21 protein-coding genes and 1 riboswitch are annotated in these 16,111 nt (G+C 35.0%); of the genes, 10 read left to right on the top strand and 11 right to left on the bottom strand.

Annotated elements, in window-relative coordinates; translation table 11 throughout:
- Positions 1–158 precede the first annotated feature (158 nt).
- Positions 159–1,043 (bottom strand): DMT family transporter, encoded by an 885-nt coding sequence (locus RTP99_RS25425; protein ID WP_000814706.1) that lies wholly within the window; start codon positions 1,041–1,043, stop codon positions 159–161.
- A 202-nt stretch (positions 1,044–1,245) separates the two neighbouring features.
- Here RTP99_RS25425 and RTP99_RS25420 point away from each other — a divergent pair, with 202 nt between their 5' ends.
- Positions 1,246–1,596 carry an SH3 domain-containing protein gene (locus RTP99_RS25420; RefSeq protein WP_000875279.1) on the top strand — a complete coding sequence of 117 codons (351 nt, stop codon included), beginning with the start codon at positions 1,246–1,248 and terminating at the stop codon, positions 1,594–1,596.
- A gap of 63 nt (positions 1,597–1,659) precedes the next feature.
- Entirely contained in the window at positions 1,660–2,457 is a 798-nt protein-coding gene (locus tag RTP99_RS25415; protein ID WP_000797325.1) for a glycosyltransferase family 2 protein, read from the top strand.
- Here the strand turns inward: RTP99_RS25415 and RTP99_RS25410 are convergent.
- From RTP99_RS25410 to RTP99_RS25390, 5 genes are all read right to left on the bottom strand, one after another.
- Entirely contained in the window at positions 2,426–3,349 is a 924-nt protein-coding gene (locus tag RTP99_RS25410) for an NAD-dependent epimerase/dehydratase family protein (RefSeq protein ID WP_000723100.1), read from the bottom strand. The two genes, RTP99_RS25415 and RTP99_RS25410, sit on opposite strands and share 32 nt — an antisense overlap.
- Positions 3,346–4,569 (bottom strand): class I SAM-dependent methyltransferase, encoded by a 1,224-nt coding sequence (locus tag RTP99_RS25405; protein ID WP_000435751.1) that lies wholly within the window; start codon positions 4,567–4,569, stop codon positions 3,346–3,348. The genes RTP99_RS25410 and RTP99_RS25405 overlap by 4 nt, the downstream gene beginning before the upstream one ends.
- Positions 4,570–4,581: 12 nt before the next feature.
- Complete coding sequence (gene rfbG / locus RTP99_RS25400) at positions 4,582–5,637, bottom strand: CDP-glucose 4,6-dehydratase (RefSeq protein ID WP_046647617.1); 1,056 nt, start codon at positions 5,635–5,637, stop codon at positions 4,582–4,584.
- A gap of 1 nt (position 5,638) precedes the next feature.
- Positions 5,639–6,406: a glucose-1-phosphate cytidylyltransferase gene (rfbF, locus tag RTP99_RS25395; protein ID WP_000648792.1), complete on the bottom strand. Its 768-nt coding sequence runs from the start codon at positions 6,404–6,406 to the stop codon at positions 5,639–5,641.
- A 114-nt stretch (positions 6,407–6,520) separates the two neighbouring features.
- Positions 6,521–7,315: a glycosyltransferase family 2 protein gene (locus RTP99_RS25390; RefSeq protein WP_041184775.1), complete on the bottom strand. Its 795-nt coding sequence runs from the start codon at positions 7,313–7,315 to the stop codon at positions 6,521–6,523.
- Positions 7,316–7,590: 275 nt separating this feature from the next.
- Here RTP99_RS25390 and RTP99_RS25385 point away from each other — a divergent pair, with 275 nt between their 5' ends.
- The 4 genes from RTP99_RS25385 to RTP99_RS25370 all read left to right on the top strand — a co-directional run bounded on the left by RTP99_RS25385 (position 7,591) and on the right by RTP99_RS25370 (position 10,658).
- Positions 7,591–7,998 carry a MerR family transcriptional regulator gene (locus tag RTP99_RS25385; protein ID WP_000285644.1) on the top strand — a complete coding sequence of 136 codons (408 nt, stop codon included), beginning with the start codon at positions 7,591–7,593 and terminating at the stop codon, positions 7,996–7,998.
- A gap of 119 nt (positions 7,999–8,117) precedes the next feature.
- Positions 8,118–9,446 carry a hemolysin family protein gene (locus tag RTP99_RS25380; protein WP_000402269.1) on the top strand — a complete coding sequence of 443 codons (1,329 nt, stop codon included), beginning with the start codon at positions 8,118–8,120 and terminating at the stop codon, positions 9,444–9,446.
- A gap of 53 nt (positions 9,447–9,499) precedes the next feature.
- Positions 9,500–9,913: an ATP synthase subunit I gene (locus RTP99_RS25375; protein WP_000613878.1), complete on the top strand. Its 414-nt coding sequence runs from the start codon at positions 9,500–9,502 to the stop codon at positions 9,911–9,913.
- Positions 9,914–10,109: 196 nt separating this feature from the next.
- Positions 10,110–10,658, top strand: a complete 549-nt coding sequence (locus RTP99_RS25370) for a DUF2179 domain-containing protein (RefSeq protein WP_000938438.1) — start codon at positions 10,110–10,112, stop codon at positions 10,656–10,658.
- Positions 10,659–10,764: 106 nt separating this feature from the next.
- On the opposite strand, the gene RTP99_RS25365 is transcribed toward RTP99_RS25370, so the two are convergent.
- The 3 genes from RTP99_RS25365 to RTP99_RS25355 all read right to left on the bottom strand — a co-directional run bounded on the left by RTP99_RS25365 (position 10,765) and on the right by RTP99_RS25355 (position 12,789).
- Positions 10,765–11,004, bottom strand: a complete 240-nt coding sequence (locus RTP99_RS25365; protein ID WP_000747680.1) for a DUF3923 family protein — start codon at positions 11,002–11,004, stop codon at positions 10,765–10,767.
- A gap of 53 nt (positions 11,005–11,057) precedes the next feature.
- A complete protein-coding gene (locus tag RTP99_RS25360; RefSeq protein WP_016718092.1) occupies positions 11,058–11,435 on the bottom strand; it encodes a hypothetical protein in 378 nt (125 codons plus the stop codon).
- Between the two features lie 166 nt (positions 11,436–11,601).
- On the bottom strand, positions 11,602–12,789 hold the full coding sequence (locus RTP99_RS25355; RefSeq protein WP_000834832.1) for an MDR family MFS transporter: 1,188 nt from the start codon (positions 12,787–12,789) through the stop codon (positions 11,602–11,604).
- A 112-nt stretch (positions 12,790–12,901) separates the two neighbouring features.
- Between RTP99_RS25355 and RTP99_RS25350 the strand changes: the two genes are divergently transcribed.
- Genes RTP99_RS25350 through tsaA form a run of 3 tightly spaced genes read left to right on the top strand, consistent with a single transcriptional unit; the run spans position 12,902 to position 14,727 of the window.
- Complete coding sequence (locus RTP99_RS25350; RefSeq protein ID WP_041184774.1) at positions 12,902–13,444, top strand: CGNR zinc finger domain-containing protein; 543 nt, start codon at positions 12,902–12,904, stop codon at positions 13,442–13,444.
- Between the two features lie 42 nt (positions 13,445–13,486).
- Complete coding sequence (locus tag RTP99_RS25345) at positions 13,487–14,242, top strand: class I SAM-dependent methyltransferase (RefSeq protein ID WP_000679191.1); 756 nt, start codon at positions 13,487–13,489, stop codon at positions 14,240–14,242.
- A gap of 26 nt (positions 14,243–14,268) precedes the next feature.
- Entirely contained in the window at positions 14,269–14,727 is a 459-nt protein-coding gene (gene tsaA, locus RTP99_RS25340; RefSeq protein WP_000233801.1) for a tRNA (N6-threonylcarbamoyladenosine(37)-N6)-methyltransferase TrmO, read from the top strand.
- A gap of 74 nt (positions 14,728–14,801) precedes the next feature.
- On the opposite strand, the gene RTP99_RS25335 is transcribed toward tsaA, so the two are convergent.
- Together RTP99_RS25335 and RTP99_RS25330 are read right to left on the bottom strand one after the other, a co-directional pair.
- On the bottom strand, positions 14,802–14,945 hold the full coding sequence (locus RTP99_RS25335; RefSeq protein WP_000945243.1) for a hypothetical protein: 144 nt from the start codon (positions 14,943–14,945) through the stop codon (positions 14,802–14,804).
- A 97-nt stretch (positions 14,946–15,042) separates the two neighbouring features.
- Positions 15,043–15,185, bottom strand: a riboswitch (cyclic di-AMP (ydaO/yuaA leader).
- A gap of 38 nt (positions 15,186–15,223) precedes the next feature.
- Positions 15,224–15,685: a GNAT family N-acetyltransferase gene (locus RTP99_RS25330; protein ID WP_000615113.1), complete on the bottom strand. Its 462-nt coding sequence runs from the start codon at positions 15,683–15,685 to the stop codon at positions 15,224–15,226.
- Positions 15,686–15,821: 136 nt separating this feature from the next.
- Here RTP99_RS25330 and RTP99_RS25325 point away from each other — a divergent pair, with 136 nt between their 5' ends.
- Positions 15,822–16,070 carry a GlsB/YeaQ/YmgE family stress response membrane protein gene (locus tag RTP99_RS25325; RefSeq protein ID WP_000539716.1) on the top strand — a complete coding sequence of 83 codons (249 nt, stop codon included), beginning with the start codon at positions 15,822–15,824 and terminating at the stop codon, positions 16,068–16,070.
- Positions 16,071–16,111 lie beyond the last annotated feature (41 nt).

Below are 16,111 nucleotides of genomic sequence, written 5' to 3'. Positions count from 1 at the left end.
GCTTAGCCTCCCTATAATTACTGATTCCATAACTCCTCTGTTTTCTGCAATATTGTAAAAAATTAATGCGTGTTTTTCTATTGCCTTCGTTATTCCAGAACATGATTAGCGTTTTTTTATGACATTATTATCTCTATAAATTAATCTCTGCCTGTTTTTCATTTCTTTTCAAAAGTAGTAATAAAAACACTACATACAATAAGAATACCACCAATAAAAAAGTTACTATTTAATGTCTCATTTAATAAGAGCCAACCAAGCAATGATCCAACAATAGGCTGGAAGAAGAAAAATAACGAGCCGATGCTTGCATCCATTAATTCTAATCCTTTATTCCAAAGGAAAAAGGCACCTGCAGTTGAGACGATTCCTAAATAAAGTACGCCTAATACTACATATAGGTTCATATGTTCAATTGGGTTTGATTGAAATTCCCATACCATAAAAGGTGTAATAAAAAAGAGTGAAAAGAATATAGCGTACGTTGTAATCACTAAAGATGAAAATCGAGCTGAAGCAATTTTTACATAAATAGATAGTAGAGCCCACGTAATAGCTGCCCCAACTAATATGATTGTACCGATAAAATAGGAGCCAATTTCAATATCCCATCCGATTACGATAATGACACCGATTGTCGCTATGATGGTAGATAGTAATCTACGAGCGGTTAGTTTTTCTTTTAAAATGATCGCTGCAAATATAACCATAAATGCAGGTGTAGCTGATGTTACTAACGATCCTGTATGAGCGTCGGATAATTTTGTTCCGATAAATTGACAAGTGATCGAAATGAAATATCCGATAAATCCAATCCAAGCGAATAGGAGCCAATCTTTTTTGTGAATGGTTACTGTTTTCTTTTGTTTTTTCTCAGCTATTTTTAAAATCATATACAAAACAATAAAAGCAATGATAAAGCGTAGCCAAACGAGTGTTAGTGGAGGGATAAAGTCGAGTACATATTTGCTAACAACGTACATACCGCCCCATATACTTGCTGCTAGTGATAAACATATAGCTCCTAAAATTGTTTGTTTCATGTAAAGTACCTCCGTCTATTTTTAGGGTATGATGAGTTCCCTAAGACGAGGCATAGTGTATGTGTTATATGAATGCCCGCCTTAGTTTATAGACGGCCTGCTGGTTGATCGTTTTCGAATGAAGTGTTGTAGTACATGTGTATTCCTCCTTCTTAAGTTATAATGACATTATAACTTAATTTTCTGATTATTGGAGGTTGTTATGAAATATATCGTGATAAAATCACATGTTAGCAATTATCCTGATCCAATTCGCTTAGAAGAGGGAGATGTAGTGAAAATGATAGAGAGTTACGATGGTCCTGAAAATTGGGAAAACTGGATGTTTTGTCACGAAGAGAAATATGACCGGAAAGGGTGGGTTCCGGAGCAAATTATAAGAAAAGATATGAATGGAACAGGAATCATTATAAAACAATATACTGCCAAAGAATTAAATGTAAGTATTGGAGAAAGATTGATTGGATTAGAAGAATTGAATGGATGGGTTTGGTGTGAAAAAACAGGTGGTGAGGATGGCTGGGTACCGAAGGAAAACTTACAAAAATATTAGTAATACTATTTGGTTATTAATATAGGAAACATATTTTTAGTTTATGAGTATATTGGTTGTAGGATGAAAAATAGATTAATAGAGAAAGAGGAGATTATTATAACTACAACCGTTATTTCTCATTTTTATAACGAAGAGTATTTATTACCGTGGTGGCTTGCTCATCATACGAAGTTATTTGATCATGGCATTTTAATTAATAAAGGTTCAACAGATCGTTCCGTTGAAATTTGTAAAAAGTTCGCGCCGCACTGGGAAGTACGAGATTCTGCAAATCCAGAATTTGATGCATTAGCGACAGATCATGAAGTAATGAGGGTGGAACAAGAAGTAAAGGGATGGAAAATGATTTTAAATACGACTGAGTTTCTTTGTGTGCAAGATAAAAATCAGTTTTGGAAATCACTAAATGAATTGGGAGGAAGGATGTATTGGCTGGAAGGGCTTATTATGGTTGATGATCCTAACTACAATTATCCGGCCCTTAACTTTGGTATACCTTTAATGAAGCAGCGATTTCACGGTTATTTACCAGAAGAATGGCCGTTATGGAGAAGAGGTAGATTTATTCATAATCATGAACACGGAAGTTATACGGTTGGAAGACATTTATCTGCGCATGAATCTATGATTTATCCGCCTCTTGCTTGTATATTATGGTTTGGGTTTAGCCCGTGGAACGATGAGATGAGAAAGAGGAAATTACAAATTGGTCCGACCCTTTCTGAAGCTAGTAAGGATCGGGGGATGGGTACACACCATATTATTACGCCGGAAAGATTAGAAGAATGGTATAAGGAATTAGCAAGAGGGACGAAGGATTTACGTTTTAGTGATGCGTACCGTTATGCTTTTGTATAAATGATTCCCACCATGAAATTGTTTCTTCGATTCCTGTATTTAGATCGTATGTCGGTTTCCAGTTTACTTCAGTTTTTAAACGCTCTACATGAACGCCGACAAATAAAGGTTCATCTTTAGAGAAAGGGATTGCACCCAGTTTAATTAAATGCTCTTTTCCTATCTTTGTCCCAATGATAGATGCTAATTCTTTAATTTGTACAGATTGACCAGAAGCGATATTGATTGTGCCTGTAACGTCGTGTTCTAATATCGTTACGAGAGCATGAGCGACGTCGCTCACATGGAGGAAATCTCTTGATTGTTTTCCATGTGTACATAGTGCTTCCTCATTTTTTAATAAAGAAGTGATAATGTTAGAAACGAGCCGATTCCCCTGTTCGTGAGGGCCATACATATGAAAAATACGGCCCCAACACATGCTGAGGCCTGATTGCTCAGCGTACGTTTGTAGCCAGGAGTGTAGTGCGTTTTTACATAATGAATATGGTGTTTTATAGGAAAGAAGCGGTGAATCTTCAAATAGTACGCCGTTAAACCATTCATACTCTGCACCAGTGCCTGCAACGACGATTCGCTTTCCGCCGCATGTTGTGAAGTGTTGAATCAATGAGATACTGGATGTAAGCCAATAGTAATTATTGATAGATACATAACACGCTGGCGGCACTGCTTCCCAAGCTAAATGAATGAGATGACTAGGCTTCATGTCGTAAATGAGTTTTTTTACTTCTTCATCGCAAAGTAAGTTGACTTTATGCCAATGGCAAGAAAGATGGGAAGGCTTATTTGTATTGTAAGTGGCGTGCACTTCATAGCCCTTTTGAATAAGAGAATGTACAACATATTTACCAATCCATCCGCTACCGCCTGTTACAAGGATTTTTTTCATGGCTCAATTACCTCAACTTCTGGTATTGTTACTAAAAATTTGCCGCCCCACTCACGAATGAAAGAGCATTCTTTCATAATCTCGTCTTTTAAATTCCAAGGAAGTATAAGAATGTAATCAGGTTTTGTACGTTTTATTTCTTCTGGAGATTTTATTGGAATGCGGGTTCCTGGTAGAAGGAGATTTTGTTTATGAGGGTTTTTATCTACTGTATAAGCTAGAAATTCTTTTCCTATCCCGCAATAATTTAAAAGGGTGTTTCCTTTAGCTGGGGCACCGTAACCGATAATTTGTTTGTTTAAAGCTTTCGCTTCTATAAAAAACTGTAAAATATTTATTTTCAATTGTTCGATGCGTTTAGAAAAAAGGAGATAACAATCTAATGTATTTAGCCCGTGATCTACTTCTTTTTGGATTAATTTTGTAACACTAGAATGGATAGTTGATTCGTCACTATGATGTTTTACAAAAATACGTAAGGAACCACCGTGCGTTGCAAGTTCTTCTACATCGACAATTTGTAAATGATGGTGAGCTAAAACTTTTTGCAGGCTTATAAGTGAGAAATAGGAGAAGTGCTCATGGTATATCGTATCAAACTGTTTAAAGGATATGAGATTTAATAAGTGCGGGAATTCAATTGTTATTGTTCCGTCTTGTTTTAATAACGTTTTTAAACCTGCCACAAAATCATGTAAGTTCGGAACGTGTGCTAATACGTTATTAGCGATGATTAAATCTGCTTGCGGTAATTTTTTTGCTAAGTCGTTGCTGAAAAAATTCACTTCAGTAGGGATTCCTTTTTGGATAGCGATTTCTGCTACATTTTTTGCTGGTTCAATTCCTAACGTTTCGATATGTTCTTTTTGAAAGTATTGTAATAAGTACCCGTCGTTACTCGCGATTTCAACCACCTTTGAATGTTTCTTTAAGCGGAAGCGCTTAATCGCCATTTCTACATATTGTTTAGCATGCAGTAGCCAGCTTGATGAGTAAGAGCTAAAGTATAAATAGTCATGAAAAATATTGTGCGGAGATTCAAATTCATCTAATTGTACGAGTAAACAAGAGTGACAAACAAATGTGTGCAATGGATAAAATGGTTCCATTTTATATGAGTTTTCTGGAGAAACAAATGAGTTAGCGAGAGGAGAAACACCTAAATCTAAAAAAGTGTTGCTGAGTAATGAGTGGCAAAAACGGCATTTTTTCTGTTCCATTTTATAGCCCCCTTATAAATTTTTGAATGCATCGATTTGTTGTCGCGTGAAAGATTCGATATTTTCACCAGATGCATATTTTTTGTACCAATCAACAGTCCAAGTGATAGCCTTATCTGTTGATAACTTAGGAGTCCAGCCGAGTTTAGTTACTGCTTTTGTACTATCGAGTGTTAAAACAGGCGATTCATAAGGAGTGTTTGTAGAGGGGGAAGTGATTGTTAGTTGTTTATTCCATAATTTTATTACAGATTGAATGACATCGTGAACGGTTCTGTTAGGTTCGTTCAACGGGCCGAAATTCCATGCTTCTGCATATTCAGCGTCTGTCCAAAGTTTTTCAGCTAAAAGGATATAGCCGTGTAAAGGATCTAATACGTGTTGCCACGGGCGAATAGCGTTTTTGTTTCTAATAGTTAACGTAGCATCTTGTAAATATGCACGAATGACGTCTGGGAATAATCGGTCTTCTGCCCAATCCCCACCACCGATGACGTTACCTGCTCTTACTGAGGCGAGTTTCTGAGTATTAGTACGGAAGAATGATTTTTGATAGGATGTTGCCACTATTTCAGCGCAAGCTTTACTAGCACTATAAGGGTCGAAACCTCCTAGTCGGTCAATTTCCACGAATGCCCGGTTACCGCTCCCATCATTTTCATAACATTTATCACTTGTAACATTAATGATGCCACGTATACTTTCTATATGTTTTGCAGCTTCTAATACGTGAACAGTGCCTAAAACATTCGTTTTAAATGTTTCGATAGGATTTTTATATGATTTGGTGACGATTGGCTGGGCAGCTAAATGAAATAGTATGTCAGGGTTATGATGTTTTAGGGCGTGTAATAAAGAATCGTAATCTGTAATGTCGCCATGAATTGTTATGCACTCTTTTGCTACGTTACATTGTTCAAAAAGATTAGGAATCGATGGGGGGTGAGAAGAAAAGCCAACTACTTCTGCACCTAAAGAAGTTAAGAAAAGGGTGAGCCAAGAGCCTTTAAATCCAGTATGTCCCGTAATAAATACTTTTTTCTTATTCCAAAAAGATGAAGAAGCCATATTACCAAACCTTCCACGGAGCGTTATTACTTTCCCATAGCTCGACTAATTTATTTTTATCGCGCAATGTATCCATCGGATGCCAAAAACCAGTATGTTGATATGCTGATAGTTCGTTTTTGTTTACTAACTGAACTAAAGTGTCTGTTTCAAAAACAGACTTATCTCCACTAATGTAATTGAAAACTTCAGGGTTTAAAACGAAAAATCCACCGTTAACCCATCCGCCATCCCCGAGTGGCTTCTCTTGAAAAGATGTTACAGACTGTTTATCTAATATGAGAGAACCGAATCTACCAGGAGGTTGTACGGCGGTAACAGTTGCCATTTTTCCATGTTTTTTATGAAATGCAATAAGTTCTTTTATATTTACGTTACTTAATCCATCACCATAAGTGAGGCAGAAAGGTTCGTCTCCAACAAAATTTTGAATTCTTTTCACTCGTCCTCCCGTTTCGGTATTTACACCAGTATCGATTAGTGTAACTTTCCACGGTTCTACACGATGAGAATGGCTAGTAATTGTATTATCTCTTAAATGTATCGTGAAATCTGACATGTGTAAGTTGTAGTTTAGAAAGAATTCTTTAATCGCATATCCTTTATAGCCTAAGCAAATAATAAATTCAGTAATACCGTAATGGCTATACAAACTCATAATGTGCCATAGAATAGGTTTTGTTCCAATTTCAATCATAGGTTTCGGCTTTAAATGTGTTTCCTCCCCAATCCTTGTCCCGTATCCACCAGCAAGAATAACAGCTTTCATTTTTTCCTCCTAAAATAAAAATTTATAATATATACAGTATTCATATGAAATACAAATGGTATGGTTTTTAGCTAAGTGTGTAAAAATGTGTGGAATATAATAGGGTGAGAAATATTAAGGTTTGAATTTAGGGAATAATTGTTGGTATTCAGGGTGGTTACGTAGGTCTTGTGTTGAGTTGCTAAGGTATAAAAATAGGGTTTCAAGTTCCTCAGAGGACTGACCATAATGTTTTTGGAGTCCCATTCGAATACCTTTTTTTGAAAGGGTAGGTGTAATTTGTAGTTTTCTTGCCTTTGTATGTTCGTTCCAAGGGCTAAAATAAAATTTGAAAATGAATGAAGGAGAGTTATAAACGATAGGTTGGTGCCGAGAAAAATGTCTGCCTGGTAAATATGCACCATCAAGATGGTTGTGTATAAATCTCCAGGCACAGCCGATTTCTGGTTTATAAGGAAAGAGCCCGTGATATCGTTGTTCTACTAAAGGAATGGAGTATCTTAGTTTTGAATAATTGTAATCATGCTTGTCAATCATGACAATCATTCTAATCGCATACATATTTTGGCCTAACGTATGAAGTGATGAGAAAAATTCTTCTACATTATTACAACAAAGAAATTCTGTAGTATTTAATACCATCTTCCAACCTGAAACTTCTCTTTCAATTTCCATTACTTCAATGTCAGTATTAGTGGGATCGAATTCAAGAAATCTTGAATCTCGTACTTCCCAGTGGGGAGCAAATAATTTGCAAATCTCTACGGAACGATCTGTAGAACCTCTATTAATTAAAATACCGTGATCGAATATTTTTGTGTGATGCATAAGCCACCATGGTAATAAATACTCCTCGTTATAAAAGTGAGAGATAACTGTCCTAGTGATTTTAATCTCCTCCAATTGCATAAATAATGATTGTATTTCACTATTATTATCATATGTTTTACAGTAAGAAAGGTTGAAAGGAACGGGGAATTCCATTTTCCTATTTTAGTATCAGTATATCGAAAAAACAGCAATCTAACTATATAGATAGAGTTATAGATTGTGAATATACTACATACTTAGATGTGTGTGAAATTGTGTATAAATTATGAATAGTAAACCGTCACGTTTGACTGTACAGTTTATGTATTGTATGATGTTAGTAATATAAACAAGGGGGGAAGATCGTTGGGAAGGTGTATCGAATCGGACAGTTGGCTCTCATGGCTCACGTGTCGAAACGAACGATTGATTATTATACGAATCTAGGTATCTTAAAAGCGGAGCGATCTCAATCTAATTATCGCTATTACGACGAAACAGCAGTTGAGACATTACAATTTATTGAGAAGTGCAAAGAAATGCATATGCCGCTTTGTGAGATTAAAGAGAAAATCGAGGAGAAGAAGAAGCTGCTCGGTATCAATGAACACGTTTCGAAACAAGTGAATGAAGTGACAGACCATATTCATCGATTAGAAGCAGAGTTAACAGAGTTAAAGCCGCTTTTAGATGGATTGACTGATTCACAACGTGAAAAAATATCGAAATCTTTATCTGGTCAAACGACAGCTTTAATACAGACACTTGCTCTATTATTATAGAAAAAGTGAAATCCGACCTCTTTAATTTTTGTATCGGGCTATGTTTTCTAAGAAAGAAATAAGAAAACATTATAGTATACAGGAGGTGGACACCTTAGTTTTTTTACTAAGGGGATTCATTGGAAATATTTAATTTAGTCATGGTTGCGATTTTAATCGCATTTACTGGATTTTTCGTAGCAGCTGAGTTTGCGATTGTAAAAGTACGTTCAAGTCGTATTGATCAGCTTGTTGCAGAAGGAAAACGCGGTGCTTTAGCAGCGAAAAAAGTAACAACAAATTTAGATGAATATTTATCTGCTTGTCAATTAGGTATTACAGTTACAGCTATGGGATTAGGTTGGTTAGGTGAACCGACAATTGAAAAGTTATTACACCCGTTATTTGAGAAATGGAACTTAAATCCTTCTATTTCATCAGTATTAACATTTGGTCTTGCTTTTATGATTATGACGTATTTACACGTTGTAGTAGGAGAATTAGCTCCAAAAACGATGGCAATTCAAAAGGCTGAAAGGGTAACGTTATTATTGGCGGGTCCATTAATGATGTTCTATAAAGTGATGTATCCATTTATTTGGGTATTGAACGGTTCAGCGCGTGTTGTAACTGGCTTATTCGGTTTAAAACCAGCTTCAGAACACGAAGTAGCTCATACAGAGGAAGAATTACGCCTTATCCTTTCAGATAGCTATGAAAGTGGCGAAATTAATCAGGCTGAATACAAGTATGTAAATAACATTTTTGAATTTGATAATCGTATTGCAAAAGAGATTATGGTACCGCGAACAGAAATCATTGGTTTCTATCTGGAAGATTCAGTAGAAGAACACATGAAAGTAATCCAAAATGAGCGATACACACGTTATCCGATTTTTGGAGAAGATAAAGATGATATTATCGGTATGGTCAACGTAAAAGATTTCTTTATTCGATATATGACCGAGGATCAAAAAGATTTATCATCAATTCGCTCGTATATGCGTCCGATTATTGAAGTGATGGAAACGACTCCAATTCACGATTTATTACTTCAAATGCAGAAGAAGCGAATTCCGATGGCTGTTTTATATGATGAGTACGGAGGGACAGCTGGAATTGTAACGCTTGAAGATATCTTGGAGGAAATCGTCGGCGAAATTCGTGATGAATATGATGAGGATGAAGCACCACCAATTCAACATGTGAACGAGCAACATATCATTGTTGATGGAAAAGTGCTTATCTCAGAAGTGAAAGATTTATTTGGATTACACATTGAAGAAGATGATGTGGATACAATCGGTGGATGGATTATGATGCAAAATCATGAAATCGAAGAAGGACAACACGTTGAGGCGGAAGGTTATGAGTTTAAAGTGTTAGAAAAAGACGCTTACCAAATTAAACGTGTTGAAATTCGTAAGATGGAAGAGGAACAAGAAGAAGAGAAAGCAGCAACTGTGTAGGTTGCTGCTTTTCTTCTAAAGTACAAAAAAATGAGAACTTAGGAGCGGATATTTTGATTCAAGAAGCCTTACGCGTATATCGATTACAATTGTATGTGATCTTTAGTGGTTTACTACTTATGTGGACGATTACTCCGTTTGGAAAACAAGTAACAGGGTTTGGTATCGGATTAGCTGTAAGTGCATATTGCCTTTGGTTATTAGCTCGCAGAGTAGAGAAACTCGGGAAAAGTATCGTAATGAAGGAAAAGGCTCCTGGATTAGGAGTTTTAAACCGATTTGCAGCTGCCATTTTAGGAGCTATCATCATGTACGAAATTGAACATGAAATGGAAATGTGGGCATTCGGTACAGGTATTTTAGGTGGTCACTTTTTAATGATTGCGAATTTAGCTTATGCAAATATGCAGGTAGTGAAAGAAGAAGAGAAGAAAAGGGAACATGCTTCGAAAAACATAGAGCTATGATGAGAGGGACCTAATGGGTTCCTTTTTATTTTATTGATATGATACAAATAACCAAATTAACGACAAATATAATACGCTTCTTTTTTACGTTTTTCAATAGTATGAAAAATAATAAAAAAAAATTTAAAAACCCATCGATTTCTAAAGGTTATGTATGTTATCATGACAAAAGACTTTTTGAAAGAGGTGGATACCAATGTTACAAGCGCTACTTATTTTTGTGCTTCAAATTATTTACGTTCCCATTTTAACAATCCGTACGATTTTGCTTGTAAAGAATCAAACAAGATCCGCTGCTGGCGTAGGATTGTTAGAAGGAGCTATTTACATTGTCAGTTTAGGTATTGTGTTTCAAGATTTATCAAATTGGATGAACATCGTTGCCTATGTCATTGGCTTTAGTGCGGGACTGTTATTAGGCGGTTATATAGAGAATAAATTAGCAATTGGTTATATTACGTATCAAGTTAGTTTACTAGACCGTTGTAATGAATTAGTAGATGAATTACGTCACTCTGGATTTGGCGTTACAGTATTTGAAGGCGAAGGTATTAATTCTATCCGTTATCGCTTAGATATCGTTGCAAAGCGTTCTAGAGAAAAAGAACTGTTAGAAATTATTAATGAAATTGCACCGAAAGCGTTTATGTCTTCTTATGAAATTCGTTCATTTAAAGGCGGATATTTAACGAAGGCGATGAAGAAAAGAGCGTTAATGAAGAAGAAAGATGAACATGCATCTTAAAAAAAGAGGAGTAGTGCTGCATGAAAAGCGCAGTATAAGTCCAAATGTAAAAGGGAGGAATCTATTTTGATGTAGATTCCTCTCTTTTCTATTGTTAATTGAAAAACTAAATCGTATAATTATTTTTTCTGCTCATCCTCAAATTAATAATTAGCCATATAACTTGAAAAAATACCGGTATGATAAACGCGATTAATAAAACGATAAGTGATATGGATTTAATTTCGGGTGTTTGAATAACACCAGCACCATCAACATCTCGTAGCCAAATAATAGCGGCCCATATTCCAAAAACGATAATCCAAAATATGTTACCGATCCACCAAGAAATCCATCGTTTTTTCATGTTAGCACCCCTTACATTTATCCACTGTTATTTATAATGAAACAACTTTAAAATTAGTTTTTAACCGTATATCTAACTTGTTTAAAGGTAACTATTTCTCCATCATTATGATCATCTTTCGTTTGCAAAAGTTGAACTTTAGGTTTGTAGTCTGTCCTATGAGCGTGTTCGATATCTTTAATGTTAAGCTTGTAGGATTCGCCATTTTTTAGCTTTTGCTCTAACACTTTTTTATTAGCGACATAAATAAAAGTTACTTTATTTTCATCAATACCTTCAGTCTTAATTTCTAATTCATTATCTTTTGTTGTAATCGTTGGTGTTAATAATGCCATACTGCCGTTTCCGGTTTCTAAAGAATTTTCTGCAATAGCTGAACATCCGGATAATATGATTCCGGTGAATAGAAGAACAATTAATTTCTTTTTCATAACATCCCCCCGATTCTATGTAATTTTTGATTTTGGCATTGTTAGACTGCTAGTGTGGAGCGTAAATGTTTAGCTAGTACTCTTTTGATTGTACCATAATATGTAAATCAGGGCAGGGTGTAAATCAAATTTAAGGGAGATTGAAAAGTTTACTTATTGTTGAGTATCAATATTTTTCTAGTAGGTATATATCTTCTTTAGAGCGCTCTTTTTTTATATTTAAAATATGAAGTGAAATAAAACCAATAAGTCCTATTCCCCCGAAAATAAGCCATGGTGTATACATTCCGTTTAATTTGGATTTAAACCATGTACCGGTATAATTACCGATGATAAAACCAAATGCGAGTGATAATTGATAAAATCCGAAGAAAGTAGCTGTATATGATTCATTACTGTAATTTGCAATAGCGATATCAGCGTTAGGTAATACGAGTGTTTCACCAATTGTAAAGAAAATTACACAAATAAATAGCCAATATGGGTGTTGAAATAAAGGGATGAGTAAAAAGGAAATACTCATTAATAAAATACCGTATTTAATAAATGAAAGCGTGTTGTATTTGTGAAAGAGTTTTCGAAATAACACCATAAATATGACGCCTGTTATTGCATTTATCGTAATGACTAATGTAGCAAGCTGATTGCTATTACTAATGTTTTTCATATGAAGTGGAAGCGCGACAGTAAGCTGAGTAAACATAATATAGAAGAAGATCATGATAAATGAAAACAGAAGGAAAGACTTGTTTTGTAAGATAGTCTGTATTCCTAATGCAATAGACGTACTTTCAGTAGTGACTTGGAAGTGGTTTTTAAGTAAGTAAAAGATTAAAGCAAATAACAGCATAAGAGATCCTGTTAGAGAGAAAGCATAGATTGGATCGAGTAAGAGTAAGAACCCTCCTGCAATTGGTCCGATTATTGCACCGCAATTAAAGCTAAGGTTTAAATATGTAAATAAATTTTTTCGCAAATGAGCTGGCTGTGAGCCAAATATAGCGCGCGCAGCAGGTTCGTAAAATGCAGTTCCGAAGCCAATAAGTGCAGAAGAAATAGAAACTGTATAGAAATCAGAGCATATTCCTAAAGCGATAAATCCGATTCCTCTTAAAAATAATCCGGCTATCATCATAATGATATAGCCTATTTTGTCAGCAATTAAACCTGAGAATAAAGGGATAACCCGTGATGTAATTATTATAACTGTCAACACTGTTCCGACTTGAAAAGTTGAAAAATGAAGAAAGCTTAATAGATAAATAGCTAAAAATGCGTATACTGCAAAATACCCAAAAGACATAAAAAATGAAGAAATAAGCATGAAACGTATCGGTATTGAGAAACTTTTCATAAAACCCCTCCTAATTATGTAACCAGTAAAATCATTTGATGGTTAACTATTTTATATTATAATTATACACAAAGTCAGAAAAAAGTAAATTTTAAGAAGAAGGTGAATGGAATTGAGCCAAAACGCACCAAACGAATTAGAGTATATTCGAGAATTTTTAAATACATGGAGAATACCAAACGATACGAGAGAAGCAATTGATTTGCTGCAAACAGAAGAGGATATAAAGCTCTTTATGAAAGAATATTTTCATGAAGAGTTTCCATTTCATACGATAGAGGAATTAAAAAGTTTTCGAGAAGATATTCGGATGACAATTGAAGGAGAAGGATCGTTGGAAAAGTGGTTAGAGAAATATCCATTTCATGTATATATAAAGGAAGATATGAAAGGTATTACATATGAACCAATACATGAAGAAACTGTATATACAAAAGTATTAAGCATTGTTTTAATAGCAGTTCAAGAAAATTTATGGGGGAGGTTAAAAGCATGTCCAGATTGCCGCTGGGTATTTTATGACAATTCACGAAATGGAAGTAAAAGATGGTGCGGTATGTATGCTGGAGAAGAAGGAGGAAGAGCATGTGGAACAATCGCGAAAGTAAAAAATTACAGGGCGAAGAGAAAAGGGAGATCGGGTTATAATGTCTAATTTATATTATGGAGAAGAAAATTGGATGGGGGAATGTAGCATATGAAGGGTACACAAATGTTAGCTTTAAATAAAAAGTGTTGGGATACAGTTGCACCATATTTCTTTCAAGTGGATTGTTTACCGAAATATGGTCCTTATACGGCGTCTGAAGATGAAATTCATTTGTTCGATTCAATTAAAGGTAAAAAGGTACTTGATATTGGATGTGGGAGTGGGCATTCGTTGCGATATATGGCTGAACATGGCGCTGAGGAAGTATGGGGGCTTGATCTTTCAAGTGAGCAAATTAAAACAGCGAATGAAACGTTAAAGAGTTGGGATTCAAAGTTAATATGTGGAGCAATGGAAGAAGAAGGGGATATACCGAAAGATTATTTTGATATTGTATACTCCATTTATGCATTAGGATGGACTTCGGATTTAAGAAAAACGTTGGAACTGATATATTCATATGTAAAGCCAGGAGGAAGCTTTGTTTTTAGCTGGGAGCATCCCGTATATTCAAATTTACAGTATGGTACAGAAGAAATTGTTTTCAAGTCTTCTTACCATGAGGAAACTCCTATTACGTTTGAAACATTTAAAGGAGAGGATGTACAAGCGACATTATATAAGAGAAAAATAAGTACATACATAAATGAGTTAAATAGAGCGGGATTTACAATTGAGAGGATTGAAGAGCCTGAACCAGCTAGCACATTTGCTGAAGAAATAGCTGAACCTTCTCCGAAGTATTATTCTTTATATAAAGCTAGGATGGTGCCAACTACTTTTATTGTGAAGGCGAGAAAGTAGGTAGTGTTATATGAAGGGGGAGGAAAATGGTTCATGTGAGTATGGTGAAGATTGGTGAAGTACAATCTTCTATAGATGAGAAAGTGTATTGTAATTGGGGAAGTATTATTTCAAACATCAAAATATATCCAGAGTATATTGGAGGCTTAGCAGGTCTTGAGGATTATTCTCATGCAATTGTTATTTTTTATATGAATGATTTTCAAGAAGAAAACAAACATTTGTGGGCTAGAAAGCCAAGGGGATTAAGTGATTTTGATGAAAAGGGATGTTTTGCTCAGCGGACAAAGCATCGCCCAAACCCTATTGGAATTACTACTGTTGAAATATTATCAATTGATAATAACGTTATGACTGTGCAAGGATTAGACGCTAATGATCGAACGGCAATTTTAGATATAAAACCATATATTGCTGCTTTTGATACAAGAGAAAATGCTCGTGTGCCAGATTGGATGAATAAGTTAATGGAAAATTATTTTTAATAGTAATACAAAAAGCTTCGCGATTTAGAATCGCAAAGCTTTTTGTATTACATTATACTATACGTATGGTTTCTTTATCTTTTCGGCTGAAAAATATGTTGAAAGAAGTATTTGTGATGTAAATTATCGACAACTTTATTTGCTTGATATGTGCGTTGTTTTTCTATTCGAAGTCTTTGCTCCATCATTTTTATTGCGTGATCAGATAAACGTAACATTATACATTTCTCCTTTTCTATAAATATAGGTGACTATTTGGTATCGATCCCATATTTATTATTAAGGAGGCAAAATGTGTAACATAGGCAAAAAGCACCTTCCTCTCCCATTACGCTTACGAGGTTAGCTGTCGGACTCGGGAAGTGAGAGTTTCCCTACTTAAATAAGATTCGCCCCAAGTAGCAAAGCTACAAAAATGGTTCCCCCGCTCCAAATTTTGGACTCAGCAAAAGGTTTTATAAAGTAAAAGATAACATAAATAAAATGATGAGTCAAACTATTTGTTGTTTTCTGGTTTTTTAAGTGAGGTTAACACCACTCCATCGGGTAATATGATCTCCTTTACTTCAATAAAGCCATGTTTTTTATATAAAGAAAGAGCAGGTGTATTTTCTTTCCCTGTTTGTACAATATATGTTTTGGAGGGGGAGAACATGTCAAATACATAAAGTAGTAGTTTTGTTGCAATCCCTTTATGAAAATAATCAGGGGATACTACTAAACGATGAATATCAACTTCGTCTTTTTCAATTTTAAAAGAGATGAACCCGGCAAGTGTATCTTCATAAAAATAGCCATAGAAAATTTCATCACATGATTGAATATCGGGTACAGTATCATAAAGGCGAGGGATAGCTGTACTATTTATATATTTTGCCTCAATTTCATAAGCGGGTATTTGAATGCTTAAAATAGAAGTTGCAGTTTTGTGAGAAGTTGTGATTAATTTTTGAATCATATGGTAAAACCTCCTTATATACTTTATTTTCATAGATTTGACAAGATTTTTCTTTTTTGGATATAATAATTACATAGTTACACAATAAGTTAGTAGCTAAATTGAATTACACTATAATAGAAATGGAGGACTAAAGATGGGGTGGATTATCACATTAATAGTTGGTGCTATTATAGGTGCAATTGCAGGTTCTATTACAGGTAAAGACTTTCCTGCTGGCATGTTTGGAAATATAATTGCTGGTTTATTAGGAGCCTGGTTAGGCGGTAAATTATTTGGAGATTGGGGTCCATCACTAGGTGGTATTCATATTATACCAGCTTTATTAGGATCAATTGTGCTCGTTCTTATTGTATCATTTGTAGTGAAAGCTGCAAGGAAATAAAGAGTTATATTATGATGAAAAGCCCTATATAAGGGCTTTTC

The organism is Bacillus sp. (in: firmicutes), from assembly GCF_031983925.1.
Lineage (GTDB): Bacteria > Bacillota > Bacilli > Bacillales > Bacillaceae_G > Bacillus_A > Bacillus_A pacificus.
This window is presented reverse-complemented; position numbering and strand designations above follow the sequence as displayed.